The organism is Allobosea sp. P2_A10 (genome assembly GCF_056405115.1).
On record NZ_JBFUCS010000014.1, the window covers coordinates 75,508 to 92,985 of the forward strand.

At 65.3% G+C, this 17,478-nt stretch carries 15 protein-coding genes; 10 read left to right on the top strand and 5 right to left on the bottom strand.

What is annotated here, in order from left to right; all coding sequences use genetic code 11:
• Nucleotides 1-205: 205 nt before the first annotated feature.
• Nucleotides 206-1,834, top strand: a complete 1,629-nt coding sequence (locus tag AC1DZY_RS19095; RefSeq protein WP_476821725.1) for a CTP synthase — start codon at nt 206-208, stop codon at nt 1,832-1,834.
• A gap of 31 nt (nt 1,835-1,865) precedes the next feature.
• On the opposite strand, the gene AC1DZY_RS19100 is transcribed toward AC1DZY_RS19095, so the two are convergent.
• Complete coding sequence (locus tag AC1DZY_RS19100) at nt 1,866-2,321, bottom strand: hypothetical protein (protein WP_476821726.1); 456 nt, start codon at nt 2,319-2,321, stop codon at nt 1,866-1,868.
• 209 nt (nt 2,322-2,530) lie between these two features.
• Between AC1DZY_RS19100 and AC1DZY_RS19105 the strand changes: the two genes are divergently transcribed.
• The 5 genes from AC1DZY_RS19105 to AC1DZY_RS19125 all read left to right on the top strand — a co-directional run bounded on the left by AC1DZY_RS19105 (nt 2,531) and on the right by AC1DZY_RS19125 (nt 6,168).
• Nucleotides 2,531-2,932 carry a DUF350 domain-containing protein gene (locus AC1DZY_RS19105; protein WP_476821727.1) on the top strand — a complete coding sequence of 134 codons (402 nt, stop codon included), beginning with the start codon at nt 2,531-2,533 and terminating at the stop codon, nt 2,930-2,932.
• Nucleotides 2,933-2,945: 13 nt separating this feature from the next.
• Nucleotides 2,946-3,566 (top strand): DUF1190 domain-containing protein, encoded by a 621-nt coding sequence (locus AC1DZY_RS19110; protein ID WP_476821728.1) that lies wholly within the window; start codon nt 2,946-2,948, stop codon nt 3,564-3,566.
• A 4-nt stretch (nt 3,567-3,570) separates the two neighbouring features.
• Nucleotides 3,571-4,740, top strand: coding sequence for a glutathionylspermidine synthase family protein (locus AC1DZY_RS19115; RefSeq protein WP_476821729.1), 1,170 nt, complete (start codon nt 3,571-3,573; stop codon nt 4,738-4,740).
• Nucleotides 4,741-4,834: 94 nt separating this feature from the next.
• Nucleotides 4,835-5,719, top strand: coding sequence for a VOC family protein (locus tag AC1DZY_RS19120; RefSeq protein ID WP_476821730.1), 885 nt, complete (start codon nt 4,835-4,837; stop codon nt 5,717-5,719).
• A 44-nt stretch (nt 5,720-5,763) separates the two neighbouring features.
• On the top strand, nt 5,764-6,168 hold the full coding sequence (locus AC1DZY_RS19125; protein ID WP_476821731.1) for a DUF350 domain-containing protein: 405 nt from the start codon (nt 5,764-5,766) through the stop codon (nt 6,166-6,168).
• A gap of 6 nt (nt 6,169-6,174) precedes the next feature.
• On the opposite strand, the gene mdoH is transcribed toward AC1DZY_RS19125, so the two are convergent.
• A complete protein-coding gene (gene mdoH, locus AC1DZY_RS19130; RefSeq protein ID WP_476821789.1) occupies nt 6,175-8,367 on the bottom strand; it encodes a glucans biosynthesis glucosyltransferase MdoH in 2,193 nt (730 codons plus the stop codon).
• Complete coding sequence (locus AC1DZY_RS19135) at nt 8,355-9,902, bottom strand: OpgD/OpgG family glucan biosynthesis protein (protein ID WP_476821732.1); 1,548 nt, start codon at nt 9,900-9,902, stop codon at nt 8,355-8,357. The genes mdoH and AC1DZY_RS19135 overlap by 13 nt, the downstream gene beginning before the upstream one ends.
• Nucleotides 9,903-10,193: 291 nt before the next feature.
• On the opposite strand from AC1DZY_RS19135, the gene glmU reads away from it, so the two are divergent.
• Nucleotides 10,194-11,567: a bifunctional UDP-N-acetylglucosamine diphosphorylase/glucosamine-1-phosphate N-acetyltransferase GlmU gene (gene glmU / locus AC1DZY_RS19140; protein ID WP_476821790.1), complete on the top strand. Its 1,374-nt coding sequence runs from the start codon at nt 10,194-10,196 to the stop codon at nt 11,565-11,567.
• A 120-nt stretch (nt 11,568-11,687) separates the two neighbouring features.
• Complete coding sequence (gene glmS, locus AC1DZY_RS19145) at nt 11,688-13,514, top strand: glutamine--fructose-6-phosphate transaminase (isomerizing) (protein WP_476821733.1); 1,827 nt, start codon at nt 11,688-11,690, stop codon at nt 13,512-13,514.
• 3 nt (nt 13,515-13,517) lie between these two features.
• On the opposite strand, the gene AC1DZY_RS19150 is transcribed toward glmS, so the two are convergent.
• Complete coding sequence (locus AC1DZY_RS19150; protein ID WP_476821734.1) at nt 13,518-13,910, bottom strand: YbaN family protein; 393 nt, start codon at nt 13,908-13,910, stop codon at nt 13,518-13,520.
• Nucleotides 13,911-14,048: 138 nt separating this feature from the next.
• Here AC1DZY_RS19150 and AC1DZY_RS19155 point away from each other — a divergent pair, with 138 nt between their 5' ends.
• Nucleotides 14,049-14,780 (top strand): DUF502 domain-containing protein, encoded by a 732-nt coding sequence (locus AC1DZY_RS19155; RefSeq protein ID WP_476821735.1) that lies wholly within the window; start codon nt 14,049-14,051, stop codon nt 14,778-14,780.
• Here AC1DZY_RS19155 and recG read toward each other — a convergent pair.
• Nucleotides 14,758-16,860 carry an ATP-dependent DNA helicase RecG gene (recG, locus tag AC1DZY_RS19160; RefSeq protein WP_476821736.1) on the bottom strand — a complete coding sequence of 701 codons (2,103 nt, stop codon included), beginning with the start codon at nt 16,858-16,860 and terminating at the stop codon, nt 14,758-14,760. The genes AC1DZY_RS19155 and recG overlap by 23 nt on opposite strands.
• Before the next feature lie 150 nt (nt 16,861-17,010).
• On the opposite strand from recG, the gene AC1DZY_RS19165 reads away from it, so the two are divergent.
• Complete coding sequence (locus AC1DZY_RS19165; RefSeq protein WP_476821737.1) at nt 17,011-17,307, top strand: FAD assembly factor SdhE; 297 nt, start codon at nt 17,011-17,013, stop codon at nt 17,305-17,307.
• Nucleotides 17,308-17,478: the final 171 nt, after the last annotated feature.

The window sequence follows — 17,478 nt, forward strand, 5'->3', positions numbered from 1 at the left end:
ACCGGCCCTTCTCTTTTGATGAGAGTGCGCCGGGCAACCGGCCCTTCTCTTTTGATAAGAGTGCGCCGGGCAACCGGCCCTTCTCTTTTGAGGGGAGAGGGCCGGGCAACCGACCGTTCTCTTTTGTGGACAAGCGCGGGGCGCGGGGTCGGCCTGCACGGAAGCGCTTAGCGAATCGAAACCCTGGCGTTAAAGGTCACCTCCCATGACGCGGTATGTTTTCATCACCGGCGGCGTGGTGTCTTCGCTGGGCAAGGGCCTGGCGTCGGCGGCACTGGCCGCCCTCCTGCAGGCTCGTGGCCACAGTGTCCGCCTGCGCAAGCTCGACCCCTATCTGAATGTCGATCCGGGCACGATGAGCCCGTATCAGCATGGCGAGGTGTTCGTGACCGATGACGGGGCCGAGACCGATCTCGACCTCGGCCACTACGAGCGCTTCACCGGGCGGCCCTGCAACAGGGGCGACAACATCACGACCGGCCGCATCTACGTGGACATCCTGACCAAGGAGCGTCGCGGCGACTATCTCGGCGCGACGATCCAGATCGTCCCGCACGTCACCAACGCCATCAAGGAGTTCATTCTCGACGGCAATGACGGCTATGACTTCGTGCTGATGGAGATCGGCGGCACCGTCGGCGACATCGAGAGCCTGCCCTTCCTCGAGTCGATCCGGCAGGTCAATCAGCAATTGCCGCGCGGGCAATGCATCTTCATCCACCTGACATTGCTGCCCTATATCCCGACCGCCGGCGAACTCAAGACCAAGCCGACGCAGCATTCAGTCGCCGAACTGCGCTCGATCGGCATCCAGCCCGATATCCTGCTCTGCCGCACCGACCGCGAAATCCCGCGCGAGGAGCGCCGCAAGCTCGCTTTGTTCTGCAATGTCCGTGAGACCGCGGTCATCGAGGCGCGCGACGCCGCTTCGATCTACGACGTGCCGCTGTCCTATCATGCCGAGGGGCTCGACAACGAGGTGCTGGCAGCGTTCGGCATGGACCACTCGGAAGAGCCCGACATCAGCGGCTGGAAGCGGATATCCGAGCGCGTGAAGAACCCCGAGGGCGAGGTCACAATCGCCATCGTCGGCAAATATACCGGCATGAAGGATGCCTACAAATCGCTGATCGAGGCGCTGACGCATGGCGGCATCGCCAATCGGGTCAAGGTCAATCTCGACTGGATCGAATCGGAAGTCTTCGAGAAAGAAGACCCGACGCCATTCCTGGAGCATGTCCACGGCATCCTGGTGCCCGGAGGCTTCGGCCATCGCGGCGCCGAGGGCAAGATCAAGGCCGCGACCTTCGCCAGGCAGCGCAAGGTGCCGTATTTCGGCATCTGCTTTGGCATGCAGATGGCGGTGATCGAGGCGGCGCGTTCGCTGGCCAGGATCGAGAACGCCAATTCGAGCGAGTTTGGCCCCACGGACGAGCCCGTCGTCGGCCTGATGACCGAATGGATGCGTGGCAATGAACTGGAGCAGCGCGCGGCGAACGGCAATCTCGGCGGTACGATGCGGCTGGGCGCTTATGCCTCGACCCTTGCGGAGGGCTCGAAGATCGCCAAGATCTACGGCACGACAGAGATTTCCGAGCGCCACCGCCACCGCTACGAGGTCAATATGGGCTATCGCGAGCGGCTTGAAGCACAGGGCATGAGCTTCTGCGGGCTTTCGCCGGACGGGCTCCTGCCCGAGACCGTCGAATACTCCGACCATCCCTGGTTCATCGGCGTGCAGTATCATCCGGAGCTGAAGTCGCGGCCGTTCGAGCCGCATCCTCTGTTTGCGAGCTTCGTCGAGGCGGCGGTCGTGCAGAGCCGGTTGGTTTAGGATCGCTGCGGCGCTTGTCCGGAGGCGATGGTCAGCACGTCTTCAGCTTTGCAACCAACGGCTTGATGTGGCCGATGTCGATATCCTCGCGTTCGACCCMGCCGCCGACGATGACTGAGTCCACACGCAACCGTCTGCCTTTCATGATGCGGTCGAATCCGTCGCCCTCGAAGATAGCGCTCTTGAAATACGGCCCTGTCGGCGTCGGATTGCCGTAGAAGTTCATCTCCCTGTCGTCGATCTTGTATTGACCGTTCTGCGAACGGTTTTCGCCCCGGTAGTAGATATAAAGCTTGCCGTTGATGACGATGATGCGGCCGTCCGGGCTGCGGACCTCACAACGTGGCTTGCGCCCGTTCTCGATCGGCACCTGCACGAGTTCCCAGCCTTTGCTCGTCCGTTCGACAAGGGTCGTGTTCTGGCCGTCCCCGGCAGCTGCAATCGTTGCCACGGCCGTAAGGACGAGCGCCTGAAAAGCGAAGATCATGCACTTCATCGCAGCGCCCGCTTTCTCTTTCTGCACATGGCCTGTGCCGATGCCGCAGCATGCGGTCGCCGGTCATCGACGGCAACTCCCGCAGCCCCGCCTTGAATAGCCTGATGGGCGGCATGAGAGCGAGACCTCTGGCGCGCGCAGATCACTGACGTATAGTGACCCTCGCGACCGATCCTTCTGGCAGCTTGGGGGCAAGCGGCATGACGATATCGATGGCGGGACTGCCTGCTTTTCTGCTGTATTTCTGTGTCGGAGCCGCATTGATTGCGGCCTTCACAGTGATCTATCTCAAGCTCACCGCCCATGACGAGATCGCGCTGATCCGTGCCGGCAACCTGTCGGCAGCGATTGCGCTCGGCGGCAACGTCGCGGGTTTCTCGATCCCCCTGGAGAAGGCGATCTCGCAGGCGAGCAGCATTCCAGACTGCGTGCTCTGGGCCGTCGCCGCGATGCTGGTCCAGTTCGCCGCCTACGCCGTCGCCCGCGTCCTGATCCCCGAGCTCTCGCGAAAGATCGAGGAGGATCGGCTACCCTCGGCGGCGATGCTTGCCGTGATCGCCGTAATCTCGGGCACGCTGGCGGGCGCCAGCATGACGGGTTGAGAGGAGGCGGGCCATGAAACGCTCGACCCAGATCGGATTGGCCGCCGCCGGCGTCGTGCTGGTCGCAACGGTATGGTCGCTCTCGGGTGACGACGAGCAGGACAGCCTGATTTACAGCTCGCTGGCCGATTGCCGTGCCGGCGGCCAGATGAGCGCGAGCCAGTGCGAGCAGCGTTTCAACGAAGCCTCCGCGGACCATGTCCGCGACGCCAAGAAATTCGACAGCAACAGCAGTTGCGAAACCGAATACGGCGCTGGCTCCTGCCGCGCCACCACCTGGAACAACGCGACGGTCTTTATTCCGGCGCTGGCCGGCATCATGCTGGCGCGCAGTCTCGCCAATGGCGGGGGGACGGCGCAGCCCTTGCTGCCGCCGACGCAAGCTACCTGCCCGCCGGGCAGCCCGACGCAGGAATGCCAGCAGGCCCGCTCCTCTTCCTCGTCGTCGACCAGCCGCAGCAGCGGGTCCAGCAGCGGCGGCTGGTCGCGGGCGTATTCGACCACGTCGGGACAGGCTCTGGTCGCGCGCTCCGGCGGCGGCGCGTCCAGCGGCGTCGCCGGTGTGTCGAGCGTCGCGTCGCGCGGCGGCTTCGGCTCGACCTCGCATTCCTTCAGTTCCTCGTCATCGTCCTGACCCGATGCGCCGCGTCACGCTCGCACCGCGCCGGGACTGGGAAGCTCAGGTCGAGCGTCTCGGCTTCTCCTTCCACACCATCGACGACGCGACCTACTGGGACGAGAGCGCGGCCTATGAATTCACGCTCGAGCAGATCGAGCGCGACATCGAGGGGCCGACCGAGGAGATCGAGCAGCTCTGCTTCGCCTTCATCGAGAAGGCCATCGCCGACGACGCCACGCTGACGCGGCTGGCGATCCCGCAGGCGCAATGGTCCTTCATTCGCGACTCATGGCAGCGAGGCGACCGCAACCTCTATGGCCGGCTCGACCTCTCCTATGACGGCAAGGGCCCAGCAAAGCTGCTGGAATACAACGCCGATACGCCCACGGGCCTGTTCGAATCGAGCGTCGTACAGTGGGACTGGCTCGAACAGGCGATGGCCAACGGCACGATCCCGCCGGGCTGCGACCAATTCAACTCCCTGCATGAACGTCTGATCGCCGCCTTCAAGGGGCTGCGTTCGCCGCTGCCGGAACGCATGCACCTGACCTGCGTCAAGGACAGCAACGAGGACAAGGGCACCGTCGACTATCTGCTCGATTGCGCCAGGCAGGCCGGCATCGATGCGCGCTTCGGCTTCATCGAGGAAATCGGCCTGCTCAACGATGGCCGCTTCTGCGACGGCTCGAACGTCCCAATCGAGATGATGTTCAAGCTCTACCCTTGGGAGTGGCTGTTCCGCGAGCGCTACGCCGATGCGCTCGGCGGTTCGCGCTGCCAGTTCGTCGAGCCTCCCTGGAAGGCGATCATCTCCAACAAGGGCCTGCTCGCCTGTCTCTGGGAAATGGCGCCCGGCCATCCCAATCTGCTGCCGGCCTTTTTCGAGGGCGATCCCCGCTGCGAGACCCTGTCGCCGCGCCGGGTGCGCAAGCCGCTTTATTCGCGCGAGGGCGCCAATGTCACGCTGACCGAGAGGGGCAAGGTTCTCGACAGTGACGACGGACCCTATGGCGCGGAAGGCTTCGTCCTGCAGGACGCCGCGCTGAACCTGTTCGAGCAGGGCGGAAACTACGCCGTCATCGGTTCTTGGCTCGTCGCCTCGCAGGCCTGTGGCCTGTGCATCCGTGAAGACGCGACGCCGATCACCAAGAACACCTCGCGCTTCGTGCCGCACTACATCGCGCCATGAGCCTCGCGAGCGCCGGTTCGCGTTACAACCTTGACGCCATGACCTCGGAGGCATGACCTGCTAGAGATTGCTGCCGCCTTTTGCGAGATGTGCCATGCCTGATTCCCCGTCCAGCCCCGGCCCGCGCGGTCTCGACCATCTCGTCATCGGGGTTCAGGATCTCGATGCCGCCGGCGCTCTCTACGAGAAGCTCGGCTTTCGGGTCGGCGCGCGCAACCGCCACCCCTGGGGCACGGAGAACCGGATCGTTCAGTTTCCCGGCGCGTTCCTCGAACTGATCACGATCGGCGACGCCGGCGCGATCCCCGATCCCGCGCCCAGTCGATTCTCTTTTGGCGCCTTCGTGCGCGACGCGCTGGCGCGCGGCGAGGGCATGTCGATGCTGGTGCTCGAAAGCAGCGACGCTCAGGCAGACAACGCCGCCTTCAAGGATGCCGGCATCGGCGCCTTCGAGCCGTTCTTCTTCGAACGCCAGGCGAAACGCCCTGACGGGACAGAGGTCAGGGTCGCGTTCTCGCTCGCCTTCGCCGACGATTCCGCAGCGCCCGAATGCGGCTTCTTCGTCTGCCAGCAGCACGAGCCGCAGAATTTCTGGAACCCGGCCTTCCAGCAGCACGCCAACGGCGCGAGCGGACTTTCGGCTGCGATCCTCGTCACCGACGCGCCGGAGAACCATCGCGCCTTCCTGAGCGCCTTTAGCGGCGGCGCGGAGATTTTCGAGGGCAACGAGGATTTCGTTCTCGATCTGCCGCGCGGCCGCATCGACGTCCTGGATTTCGAGGCAGCGAGCGCGATCTACCATGTCGCGCCCGACCCGACCCCGGCGCGCTTCCTCGGCTTCTGCGTGACGGTTCCGAATCTCGATGCCATCGCCACGCTACTGACGGCGGCGGAGATGACATTCGCCCAAGGGGAGGAGCGCATCGTGGTGCCGGCCGAGGCCGCACTCGGCTGCGTCATCGCCTTCGAGCAGGGTTGAGACTTGAAGATCGAATCGGTGGGAAGCGGGGAGCGGGATCGCGGATGATGGCTCAGGTCCTGCTCAAGATTCCCGACTTCGCGCTGTTTTTCGCGGTCTCACTCGGGCTCGTCGGCCTCTATCTGCTGATCTACACAGTCGCGACCTCGCATAACGAATTCGGTCTGATCCGGCAGAATAACGTCGCCGCCGCGCTCTCGTTGGGACTGAGCCTGATCGGTTTCGCGTTACCGCTTTCCAGCGCCGTCATCCACGCGACATCGATCGTTGATCTCGTGGTCTGGGGCATCGTCGCGATCGTCGTGCAGTTGGTGGTCTACATGCTGGTGCGGCTCGTGCTGCCGAACCTGTCGTCACGCATCGCCTCCGGCGAACTCGCCGCGGCGCTCTTTCTCGGCGCGGCCTCGCTTGCAGCCGGCGTCGTCAACGCCGCCGCGATGAGCTTCTGAAAGCTCTCAGGCCGCCGCTTCGGTCCGTTCCTTCGCCAGCGAGGCGAGCAGCCCGATCAGCGCCCGGTCATGCAACACGACCATGCGCTCCTTCGGCTTCAGCCAGATCATCGCGTCGTCGATCGTCTCGGCGTCGACGAGCTTGGCCTGCGCCACCGCGCGGTCGGGCTCGATCTCGCCGCGACGACGCGACTGGCCCTCCGGCAGCATGAGTTCATGGGCCTGGCGCAGGGAGATATCGCCATGCAGCGCCTTGAGGCCATCTGCGTCATCGAAGCCGGCTTGCGCGAACTCGGCCTGCAACGCGTTGGCCCGGAGCGCGATCGCCGGCGGATCGCCCTCTTCGGGCGTGACCAGCAGCTTGTGGCGCTTCAGCCAAAGCCCGAGCGCCAGCTGTCCCGAAGCCCATGATAGCGGGATCGCCAGCAACAGACCGACGATCGTCGGCGACATCCAGGCGAACAGCGAGGTTGCGATCATGAAGGCCGAGACACCGGCGATCGCCCCGAGCGCGGTATGGGTGCGGTGGCGGCGGATGATGTCCTTGAGCGGGATCGAGCCGTCGTCACGCCGCTGGGGGTTCCAGCCCGTGTCGCGGCCGAGCAGGATCTGGAAGACGGAACCCGACTGGATCAGCATCATGATCGGCGCAAAGAAGGCCGAGAACAGGATTTCGAGCAGCGCCGACAGGATCAGCCTGAACGTACCGCCGCCGGCCCGGCGCATCTTGCCGTCCATCAGCGTCAGAATCAGGCCAAAACCCTTCGGTGCGAGCAGGATCGCCATGGTCAGCGCAAACAGGTTCAAGGCGCGCTCGGGGTCGAAGCGCGGCCAGACGGGGAACAGCGTGAACTCCTGCGTGAAATATTCAGGCCGCGCGTAATTGACCTGCAGCACGATCAGGATGCCGACCACGAGTTGCATCAGCCAGAACGGCGAGGCGAGATAACCCATGATGCCGGTGGCGAAATGCTGCCGCGTCGACCAGACGAAGCCCTTCGCGCCGAGGATGCGCGAATGCTGCAGGTTGCCCTGGCACCAGCGCCGGTCGCGCACGGAGATGTCGATCAGCGAGGGCGGGCTCTCTTCATAGGAGCCCGTCAGCTCTGGCAGCATGTAGACCGACCAGCCGGCGCGCCTCATCAGCGCCGCCTCGACGAAATCGTGGGAGAGCACATGCCCGCCGAAGGGCGGCTTGCCCTTGAGATCCGGCAGGCCGCAATGATCGGCGAAGGCCTTGGTGCGGATGATCGCGTTATGGCCCCAGTAATTGCCGTCGCGGCCCGACCACATGGCGAGCCCCGTCGCGATGACGGGTCCGTAGACCCGCGCCGCAAACTGCTGAAGCCGCGCAAAGAAGGTGTTGCGGTTGATGATCAGCGGCAGCGACTGGATGATGCCGGAATCGGGATCGGCCTCCATTGCGGCGGCCAGCCGGACGATGCAGGTGCCGGTCATCAGGCTGTCGGCGTCGAGCACGACCATATGCTCGTAATGCCCGCCCCAGCGCGTGACGAAATCGGCGATGTTGCCGGCCTTGCGGTGGTGGTTCTTCGGCCTGTGGCGGTAATAGACGCGGGCATCGGGCCCCAGCCGCTCGCGCAGGGCGAGGAAAGCGCGCTCCTCGGCGACCCAGACGTCGGGATTGGTCGTGTCGGAGACGATGAAATAGTCGAAATGCGCGCCGAGGCCCGTTGCCTCGACGGATTCGCGGATCGCGGTCAGCGCCGCAAAGGTGCGCGCCGTGGATTCGTTGTAGATCGGCATCACCACGACGGTGGGATGCTGCAGGCTCTCGACCCTCCCGGTCAGACCCTTGCCAAATAGCAGGCCGAAGAAGCCGAGCAATGCGCTGGTGAAGGCAAGCGCGATCCACGAGAAATTCACCGTGAACAGCACCAGCAACGCGTACTGCAGCGAGGTCGTGCGGCTGACCGACACGACGCTGTACATTTCCCAGGCGCCGTATCCGGTCAGCGCCATGCCGCCGCCGAAGACGAAGAGGCGCTTCAGCCAGGGCGTCGTCCAGTCGCGCGGCCGCGTGGGCTTGCGCCTGTCGGAGGCCTTCCACGACCGGAACGATTGCACCGGCATGACAAGCCGGCTTTCGGGCGGCGTCGCTGGATCTTCGGAGGCAATATAGGGACTTGCCTCGCTCCCCGCGGCGGCTCCGGTGCGCGCGGCAGTCACCACGTCCATCGATTCAACCATGTTTCCGAGACCGGCTGCCCGCCGGACTGCAGCACGAGCCGGAGCTCGCTGAGATTGTCCGTGCCGGGATCGACCTCGAACCCGACGCGCATCAGCTTGCGCTCGGGATAGGGCCAGATCCTGACGTTCTGGATCGTGCCGGGCGTCGCCGTGATGTTGGCGCGCGTCGAGGTGACGACACCCGCATCTGCCAGTCTGTCGCCGGTGAAGTCGACGATGAAGCGGCGGCGGCGGCCTTGCGAGCCGCGCCCCTGCCTGACCCGGCCGGCGATCGCCAGCGCGGGGCGATCAGGCGGCTGCCAGCACCAGGCCTGCCGGTAGGCCAGCGTCGTCTCGCTGCCGGGCGCCAGCACCTGCCGGGGCCGCCAGTACAGGATGACGTTCTTGTTCACGTCGGAATCGCTGGGAATTTCGATGAGCTGGACTGAGCCCGCGCCCCATTCGCCGAGCGGCTCGACCCAGACGCTCGGCCTGAGCTCGAAGCGCTGGTCGTCGTCCTGAAAGGCGGACGGATCGCGCTCGCGCTCGACCAGCCCAAAGCCACGCGGATTTGAGTCCATGAAGGACGAAACTTGCAAGGTCGCCGGATTGTTCACCGGGCGGTAGATCCATTCGCCCGCGCCGCTGAGCATCTGGACGCCAGAGACCTCGTGAACGGCCGGGCGCAGGTCGTCGAAAGTCCGCCGGCTTTGCGGTCCCGACATGAACGTGCCCATCGCACAGCCGAAGCCGACATGGTCGAGCGCCTGACGCGCGAACAGCGTCATCTCGACATCGATCAGCGTCACGTCGCCCGGGCGCAGCGTCATCCTGACCGCGCCGGTCAGACTCTCGGAATCGAGCAGGGCGTGGATCACGAGCAGCCCAGAGGCCGGTGTCGGCCGCTCGATCCAGAAGGCGCGGAAGAACGGGATTTCCTCGCCGCGCGTTTCGCCCGGCCGCAGAATCAGCGCGCGCGCCGTGGCGCCGTAATTCTGGCCGCGTGCCAGCGAGCGGAAGAAGGTTGCACCCTGGAAGATCGCGACCTCGTAGGGACGCTCCAGCCCCGTTGCGATGCGCATACCCGAGAACTGCAGATCGACATTGGCGGGCGGCGGCGTGACGCGGCCGTAGTCGAACTTGCCGCGATCGAAGGCGACGCGGCGCACCACCTCGTCCTCGATCGTGAACAGGCTGACAGGGCTCGAGAAGACATAGCCACGATGCAGCGGTTCGACCGTGAAGCCGCGATTCTCACCAGCCCAGATCAGGCCCCCGGGCTGCGCGCGGATGCCGGAATACTGGTCATAGGGCAGGGCGGTGTAGCCGTCGGGCAGGTCGTTCGTTACGGCCGGCACGAGTGGGCGACGCGCCAGTTGCCGCGCGGTCTCGACCACAAGCGCCGGGTCGAATTTCTGGCCCTCGGCGATCACGGACTGAACGAGGCTCGACCAACTGCTCTGGGCCGCGGCCGGCGTGGAGCCAATCAGCGGAGCAGAAGCGATGCCGAGCGCCGCGCCTTCAAGAAACTGCCGACGATTCAAGGATTTCGCCATCATATCCAACATAGACGGGCGACGCCCTCGCCCTATCGCGCTTCTAGAGCATTTTTCGTCGACCTGAAAAGCGTTTGCATCGGGAAAATGCAGATGATCGGACTTCTCGGTTAGCGGTGCGCCATCCACGATGGCAGTTCGACTTTGGCAAATATCGGCCGGATCGGCTATCCACGGCCTTTGCACGGCCACCATGCGCCGGTTCGCCGCCAATCCTGCATTGGATCGTGGCGTTCCACGCCGATCTGCTTCGCTAGGGAAACGATAATCATGACCGAAATGCAGTCCCGGCGGTCCTGCCTCGCGATCATCCTGGCGGCCGGTGAGGGCACGCGGATGAAATCGCAAAGGCCCAAGGTGCTGCATGAACTCGCCGGGCGCTCGCTGCTCGGCCATGCCCTGGCTGCCGTGGGCAAGGCTGGAGCCGACGCCGTCGTGGTGGTGATCGGCCCGGACCGACAGGACGTCGCAGCCGAAGTCTCGGCCGTGCTGCCCTCGGCGACCATCGCCATCCAGGTCGAGCGGCGCGGCACCGCCCATGCCGTGCTGGCGGCGCGCGAAGCGCTTGCTTCCGGTCACGACGATATCCTGATCGCCTTCGCCGACACGCCGCTGGTCCGGCCCGAAACCTTCCTCGCCCTGCGCGCGGCGTTGGCCGAAGGTGCAGGCGTCGCTGCTCTCGGCTTCGAGGCGCGAGATCCGACCGGCTATGGCCGCCTCGTCACACGCGACGACGCGCTGGAGGCGATCGTCGAGCACAAGGACGCAAGCGAGGACGAGCGCGCCATTCGCTTCTGCAATGCGGGCCTGATGGCACTCGACGGCCGGCATGCGCTCGCGATCCTGGACGCCATCGGCAGCGCCAATGCCCAAAGCGAGTTCTATCTCACGGATGCTGTCGCCGTCGCACGCTCGCAGGGCTTGCGCGCGGTGGCGCTCGAAGCCCCCGAGAGCGAAGTGCAGGGCGTCAACGATCGCGTGCAACTGTCTGCTGCGGAAGCGGAATTCCAGCGGCGCAAGCGGATCGCGGTCATGATGGCCGGCGCAACGCTGATCGCACCGGAAACCGTGTTCTTCAGCCATGACACGCAAATCGGCCGCGACGTGCTGATCGAGCCCAACGTCGTGTTTGGACCCGGCGTCAATGTCGCCGATGGCGCGGTCATTCACGCCTTCTCGCATCTGGAGGGAGCCGATGTCGGCCCAGAAGCCAATGTCGGCCCCTACGCCCGGCTGCGCCCGGGCGCGAAGCTCGCAAGCCGGGCCAAGGTCGGCAATTTCGTCGAGGTCAAGGCCGCCGATATCGGCGAAGGCGCAAAGGTCAGCCACCTGACCTATATTGGCGACGCCAGCATCGGGGCGGACGCCAATATCGGCGCGGGCACGATCACCTGCAACTATGACGGTTTCTCGAAATACCGCACGACGATCGGGGCTGGCGCCTTCGTGGGCTCGAACTCCTCGCTGGTCGCGCCGGTCACCATCGGCGCGGGCGCCTTCGTAGGCTCCGGCTCGGTCGTCACGCGCGACGTTGCGCCCGACTCATTGGCGGTCGGACGGGCACGGCAGATCGAGCGCGCCGGCTGGGCCGTGAGCTTCCGAGAGAAGGGCGCGGAAAAGAAGGCAGCAGCGAAGTCCAAACCGCCAAAATAGCGCGGAAACCCGGCGAACGCTGCAAGCCGCCGTTCATAGTTCGACATTTAGAGTGATTTTGCACGGTCGCCGTTCGCCGCTATGCGGAGTCGCGACGGCAACGGCTCGAGAGGTTTTGGCATGTGCGGCATCGTTGGCATTCTGGGCAAGGAAGCGGTCGCGACCCAGGTCGTGGAAGCGCTGCGGCGGCTCGAATATCGCGGCTATGATTCGGCTGGCGTCGCCACCCTCGAAAACGGCCTGCTCACCCGCAGGCGCGCCGAGGGCAAGCTCAGGAACCTCGAGGTCCGTCTCTCCAACGAACCGCTCGAAGGCCTGATCGGCATCGGCCACACCCGCTGGGCGACGCACGGCAAGCCCAACGAGACCAACGCCCATCCTCATGCGACGGGCAAGCTCGCCGTCGTCCATAATGGCATCATCGAGAATTTCCGTGATCTGCGCGCCGAACTCGAAGCCGACGGCTACGTCTTCGCGACGGAGACCGACACCGAGATTGTCGCCCATCTCGTCACCCGCGAGCTCGACCGGGGGCTCGATCCCGTAGCCGCGGTCGCGGCTTCTCTGCCGCGTCTGCGCGGCGCGTTTGCGCTCGCCTTCCTGTTTCAGGGCGAGGACGACCTGCTGATCGGCGCGCGCAAGGGCTCGCCGCTGGCCGTCGGTATCGGCGATGGCGAGATGTATCTGGGTTCCGATGCGCTGGCGCTCGCACCCTTCACCAATCTCATCGCCTATCTGGAAGAGGGCGACTGGGTCGTGCTCCACCGCAAGGGCGCGACCTTCTACGACAGGGCCAACAACCCGGTGCAGCGCCGCGCCCAGCGCGTGGCGGCCGGCGCATTCCTCGTCGAGAAGGGCAATCACCGCCACTTCATGGCCAAGGAAATCTACGAGCAGCCCGAGGTCGTCGGCCATACCCTGACGCAGTATATCGACATGATCGCCGGGCGGGTCTCGCTGCCCTTCGCCGACAAGATCGACTGGAAGGCGCTGACGCGGCTCTCCATTTCGGCCTGCGGCACGGCCTATTATTCCGGTCTGATCGCGAAATACTGGTTCGAGAAGCTCGCCCGCCTGCCGGTCGAGATCGATGTCGCCTCGGAGTTCCGCTATCGCGAAGCCCCGCTTCCGGAAAACGGTCTTGCGCTGTTCATCTCGCAATCGGGCGAAACCGCCGACACGCTCGCCTGCCTGCGTTATGCGCAGCAGGAAAAGCAGACGATCCTGTCGGTGGTGAACGTGCCGACCTCGACCATCGCCCGCGAAAGCGACGCGGTCGCGCCGACGCTGGCGGGCCCCGAGATTGGCGTCGCCTCGACGAAGGCCTTCACCTGCCAGTTGACGACGCTGGCCTGTCTGGCGCTGGCGGCGGCCCGCGCGCGCGGCACGCTGTCTGTCGAAGACGAGGCGCGCCACGTCCAGAGCCTGATCGCATTGCCCGGCCTGCTCGCCAAAGCGCTTGAGCTGGAGCCCGAGATCGAGAAGCTGGCGCGGGAGCTCTCGAAGGCCAAGGATGTGCTTTATTTGGGCCGCGGCACGAGCTTTCCGCTGGCGCTGGAAGGCGCACTGAAGCTCAAGGAAATCAGCTACATCCATGCGGAAGGTTATCCGGCCGGCGAGCTCAAGCATGGCCCGATCGCGTTGATCGACGAGACCATGCCCGTCATCGTCATCGCCCCGCATGACGCGCTGTTCGAGAAGACCGCATCGAACATGCAGGAGGTCGCGGCGCGCGGCGGGCGCATCATCCTGATCACCGACGCCAAGGGCGCGGCCGAATGCGGCATCGAGCCCGAAACCACCATCATCATGCCGGACATGGACCCGGAGTTCGCGGCGATCGCCTATGCGCTGCCGATCCAGATGATCGCCTATCAGACGGCGGTTTTCATGGGCAAGGACGTCGACCAGCCACGCAATCTGGCAAAATCGGTCACGGTCGAGTGAGTTCTAGTCGCGTGCCGGCTCGGGCCGGCTCGCGACATAGCTGCCCGCCGCGAGCAGACCGGCTCCGGCGGTCCAGAGCGCGATCGGCGGAGCATCGGTCACGGCCAAGATCGCGAAGCTGAAGCTCATCGATCCGCAGGCGAGATATTTCGCCTTGCGGCTGATCGCGCCGGTATCGCGCCATTGCCGCACATGCCGGCCGAGGCGCGGATGGTCCAGCAGCCAGGTCTCGAAGCGCGGCGAGGATTGCGAGAAGCACCATGCCGCGAGGATCAGGAACACGGTGCCGGGCATCAGCGGCAGCACAAGGCCGATCACGCCCAGCGCCGTGAAGACCCAGCCTGCCACGAGCAAGAGCGGGCGACGGAGGCCGTAAGTCGGTCGGCGCTTGTCCAAGCCTTTTCCCGTCCTTGCCCAAGATCGAAGGCGAAGCTGGTATCGGCCGCGATCTTGCCTATCTTGAGCGTATTGCGACGCAGCGTCGCGGACAAAATACAGGCCGCTCCGCTGGAGATCGCCTCGTCGGGGATATAAATGACGCCAACGCCGCCCGATCCCCGCCTTGTCATCTCCAACAGCCCGCTGCGCCCGTCGCTTGGAACGCGTTTGCGGCGCTATTTCCTGACTGGACTGGTGATCGCGGCCCCGCTGGCGATCACGGCCTCGGTCACCTGGTGGTTCATCAACCTGATCGACGGGATGGTGAAGCCGCTGATCCCGAATTCCTATCTCCCCGATTCGTATCTGCCGTTTCCGATTCCGGGCCTCGGCATCATCATCGGCCTGATCGGCCTGACATTGCTCGGCTTCCTAACCGCCAACCTCGTCGGCCGCACGCTGATCGAGGCTGGCGAGGCGTTGCTCAACCGGATGCCGGTGGTGCGCAGCCTCTACAAGGGCGTGAAGCAGGTCTTCGAGACGATCTTCTCGCAGAGCGGCACCTCGTTCCGGAAGGTCGGGATGGTTCAGTTCCCGCAGCCGGGCATGTGGTCGATCGTGTTCATCGCGCAGGAAGCGGCGCCCGAGATCGCCGGCAAGCTGCCAGATGGCCAGGAACCGGGCGACGAGCAGATCGGCGTCTTCCTGCCCTGCACGCCCAATCCGACGACGGGCTTCTTCTTCTACCTGCCGCGCAAAGAGGTAATCGAGCTTTCGATCTCCGTCGAGGACGGGGCGAAGCTGATCATGTCCGCCGGGCTGATCCAGCCGGGCGAGGCCGCGCCCAAACTGATGGCGGGCGCAACTATCCCGCCCGCAGCAACCTGATCGCGACATCGCGCTCGAACAGATAAAGCAGCGTCCTGACGGCTTCTCCGCGCGGTCCCTCAAGCTGCGGATCGCGCTCGATGAGGAGACGCGCATCGTCGCGCGCGGCCGCAAGCAGGTCGCCATCGGTTTCGGGCCGGGCGATACGCCAATCCGGCGAGCCCGATTGCTTGGTGCCCAGCACCTCGCCCTCGCCACGCAGGCGCAGATCCTCCTCCGCGATTCGAAATCCGTCCTCGGTCTCGCGCATGATCGTGAGCCTGGCCTCCGCGACCGGGCCGAGCGGCCCTTTGTAGAGCAGCAGGCAGGTCGAGGCGGCCGAGCCGCGCCCGATTCGCCCGCGCAACTGGTGAAGCTGGGCGAGCCCGAAGCGTTCGGCATGCTCGATCACCATGACGCTGGCATTGGGCACGTCGACGCCGACCTCGATCACCGTGGTCGAGATCAGAACGCGCGTTGCGCCCGCGACGAAGGCCGCCATCGCCGCATCCTTGTCGCGACCGGGCATCTGCCCATGCAGCAGCCCCACCTTGTCGCCGAAGATGTCGCGAAGCGCGTCGAACCGCTCTTGCGCGGCGGCGACGTCGAGCAAGTCGGATTCCTGCACCAGCGGACAGACCCAATAGACCTGCGCCCCGGCCTCGACCGCGCGGCCGACGCCGGCGACGACCTCGTCATAGCGATCGAGCGAGAGCGCCTTGGTCGCGATCGGCTTGCGGCCAGCCGGCTTCTCGGCCAGCACGGAGATATCCATATCGCCGAACCAGGTCAGCGAGAGCGTGCGCGGGATCGGCGTCGCGGTCATCACCAGAATATCGACCGCCTCGCCCTTGGAGCCCAGCAGCAGGCGCTGATGCACGCCGAAACGGTGCTGCTCGTCGACGATGGCAAGCGCGAGATCGCGAAAGGCGACACCTTCCTGAAAAAGCGCATGCGTGCCGACCGCGATATCGATCTCGCCGCTTGCCAGCCCCTCCAGCACGCGCGCCCGTCCCGGCCCTTTTTCACGCCCCGTCAGCAAAGCGAGCTTCAGCCCTGCCGTTTCGGCCAGCGGAGCCAGCCGTTCGGCATGCTGGCGCGCCAATATCTCGGTCGGGGCCATCAGCACCGATTGCCGCCCGGCCTCGGCGGCGGCCGCCATGGCGAGCAGCGCCACCACCGTCTTGCCCGAGCCGACATCGCCCTGCAGCAGCCGCAGCATGCGTTCGGGTTTCTCCATGTCGTCATGGATGTCGACGAGCGCCTGCCGCTGGCCGTCCGTCAGCGTGAAGGGCAGGGTGGCCTCGATCCTCTGCCGGATCGCCCCATCGCCGGCAGTCGCGCGCCCGGCCGCTTTCTTCTGCTGCCGGCGCACGAGCGCCAGTGCGATTTGGCTCGCCAATAGCTCGTCATAGGCGACGCGCCGGCGCGCGATTGTATCGCCCTCGATCGCCTTGAGATCATCAGGGTGATGCAGCGCCTGCAGCGCCGCAAGGAATGACGGGAAGCCGCTTCTGGCAAGGAAGCCGGAATCCTGCCACTCGGCGAGGTCGGGACATTTCTCGGCGGCGGCGGCGGCGCTGCGGGCCATCACGCGCGCGCCGATGCCCTCGGTCAGGCCGTAGACCGGCTCGATCGCGGGCATGGTCGCCGCAAGCTTCGGGTCGAGCAGCCGGTCGGGATGCACCATCTGGCGCATACCATCCCAGAGTTCGAGCTTGCCCGAGATCAGCCGGTAAGCCCCGATCGGCATGGTCTGGAGCAGATGGCGGACATCGGCGTGGAAAAAGACCAGCGTCACGTCGCCGGTCTCATCCTCGACGATGATGCGGTAGGGCGCCTTGGCCTTGGTCGCAGGCGGCGGACGGTGTTCAGTCACCCGCGCATTGAACGTTGCGACATCGCCGATCGGCGCGTCGGCGATCGTGGGGCTCGGCCGCCGGTCGATCGCCCCGCCGGGCAGGCGAAACAAAAGGTCGATGACGCGCGCCGGACGCGTCTCGTCGCCGAGAAGCTTGTCGAACAGCTTGCCGAGCTTTGGCCCGACGCCAGACAGCGTCGTAACAGGGGCAAACAGGGGATCGAGCAACGAGGGACGCAAGAAATCGGCTCTCAGGGCTTGTGTCAGGAGTGCGCGTATCGCAGCGCTTTGACCACTGACTTCGCGGCACGGCAACGCTATATAGGCCGCGACGGCAGGCTCCGCGACGGGGCCGGCCCCGTTTCCATTTCGTGATCCCGAGGTTTCTCGATGTCCGGCTCGACCCGCTCCAGCGCCGATCTCGACCCGCGCCGGCGAAAAATCCTGTTCCGCTCCTGGCATCGCGGCATGCGCGAGAACGACCTGATCATGGGCCGCTTCGCCGACGCCGAGATCGGCAACCTGAGCGAAGCGGAACTCGACGAGTTCGAACGCCTGATCGAAGTGCTTGACCGCGATCTGATATCCTGGATCACGGGGGAGGCGCAGGTGCCGGAGAACTACAACACGGATGTGTTCCGGCGGCTGAAGGCGTTCCACCACCACGGCAAGCCAATCCATGTCTAGTGATTGCTGAAGCGTATGTACGACGTCGATGCCACCCACGCCGCCTCTTCCCTTCTCCCGGATGGGAGAAGGTGGCCCGGAGGGCCGGATGAGGGCCTGCCGTTGGGGCTTGAAGCGCAGCGGCTCCGTTGCCTCCTCAACAGCCGGCGGCGGGCCCTCACCCCTGTCCCT

What these genes read in the sequence shown, in the direction of transcription:
- AC1DZY_RS19155 (WP_476821735.1), top strand. Translation starts at nt 14,049, where the DNA reads ATGACGCCAACGCCGCCCGATCCCCGCCTTGTCATCTCCAACAGCCCG.
- AC1DZY_RS19105 (WP_476821727.1), top strand. Translation starts at nt 2,531, where the DNA reads ATGACGATATCGATGGCGGGACTGCCTGCTTTTCTGCTGTATTTCTGT.
- AC1DZY_RS19165 (WP_476821737.1), top strand. Translation starts at nt 17,011, where the DNA reads ATGTCCGGCTCGACCCGCTCCAGCGCCGATCTCGACCCGCGCCGGCGA.
- glmU (WP_476821790.1), top strand. Translation starts at nt 10,194, where the DNA reads ATGCAGTCCCGGCGGTCCTGCCTCGCGATCATCCTGGCGGCCGGTGAG.
- AC1DZY_RS19120 (WP_476821730.1), top strand. Translation starts at nt 4,835, where the DNA reads ATGCCTGATTCCCCGTCCAGCCCCGGCCCGCGCGGTCTCGACCATCTC.
- AC1DZY_RS19095 (WP_476821725.1), top strand. Translation starts at nt 206, where the DNA reads ATGACGCGGTATGTTTTCATCACCGGCGGCGTGGTGTCTTCGCTGGGC.
- AC1DZY_RS19125 (WP_476821731.1), top strand. Translation starts at nt 5,764, where the DNA reads ATGATGGCTCAGGTCCTGCTCAAGATTCCCGACTTCGCGCTGTTTTTC.
- mdoH (WP_476821789.1), bottom strand. Translation starts at nt 8,367, where the DNA reads ATGGACGTGGTGACTGCCGCGCGCACCGGAGCCGCCGCGGGGAGCGAG.
- AC1DZY_RS19115 (WP_476821729.1), top strand. Translation starts at nt 3,571, where the DNA reads ATGCGCCGCGTCACGCTCGCACCGCGCCGGGACTGGGAAGCTCAGGTC.
- glmS (WP_476821733.1), top strand. Translation starts at nt 11,688, where the DNA reads ATGTGCGGCATCGTTGGCATTCTGGGCAAGGAAGCGGTCGCGACCCAG.
- AC1DZY_RS19110 (WP_476821728.1), top strand. Translation starts at nt 2,946, where the DNA reads ATGAAACGCTCGACCCAGATCGGATTGGCCGCCGCCGGCGTCGTGCTG.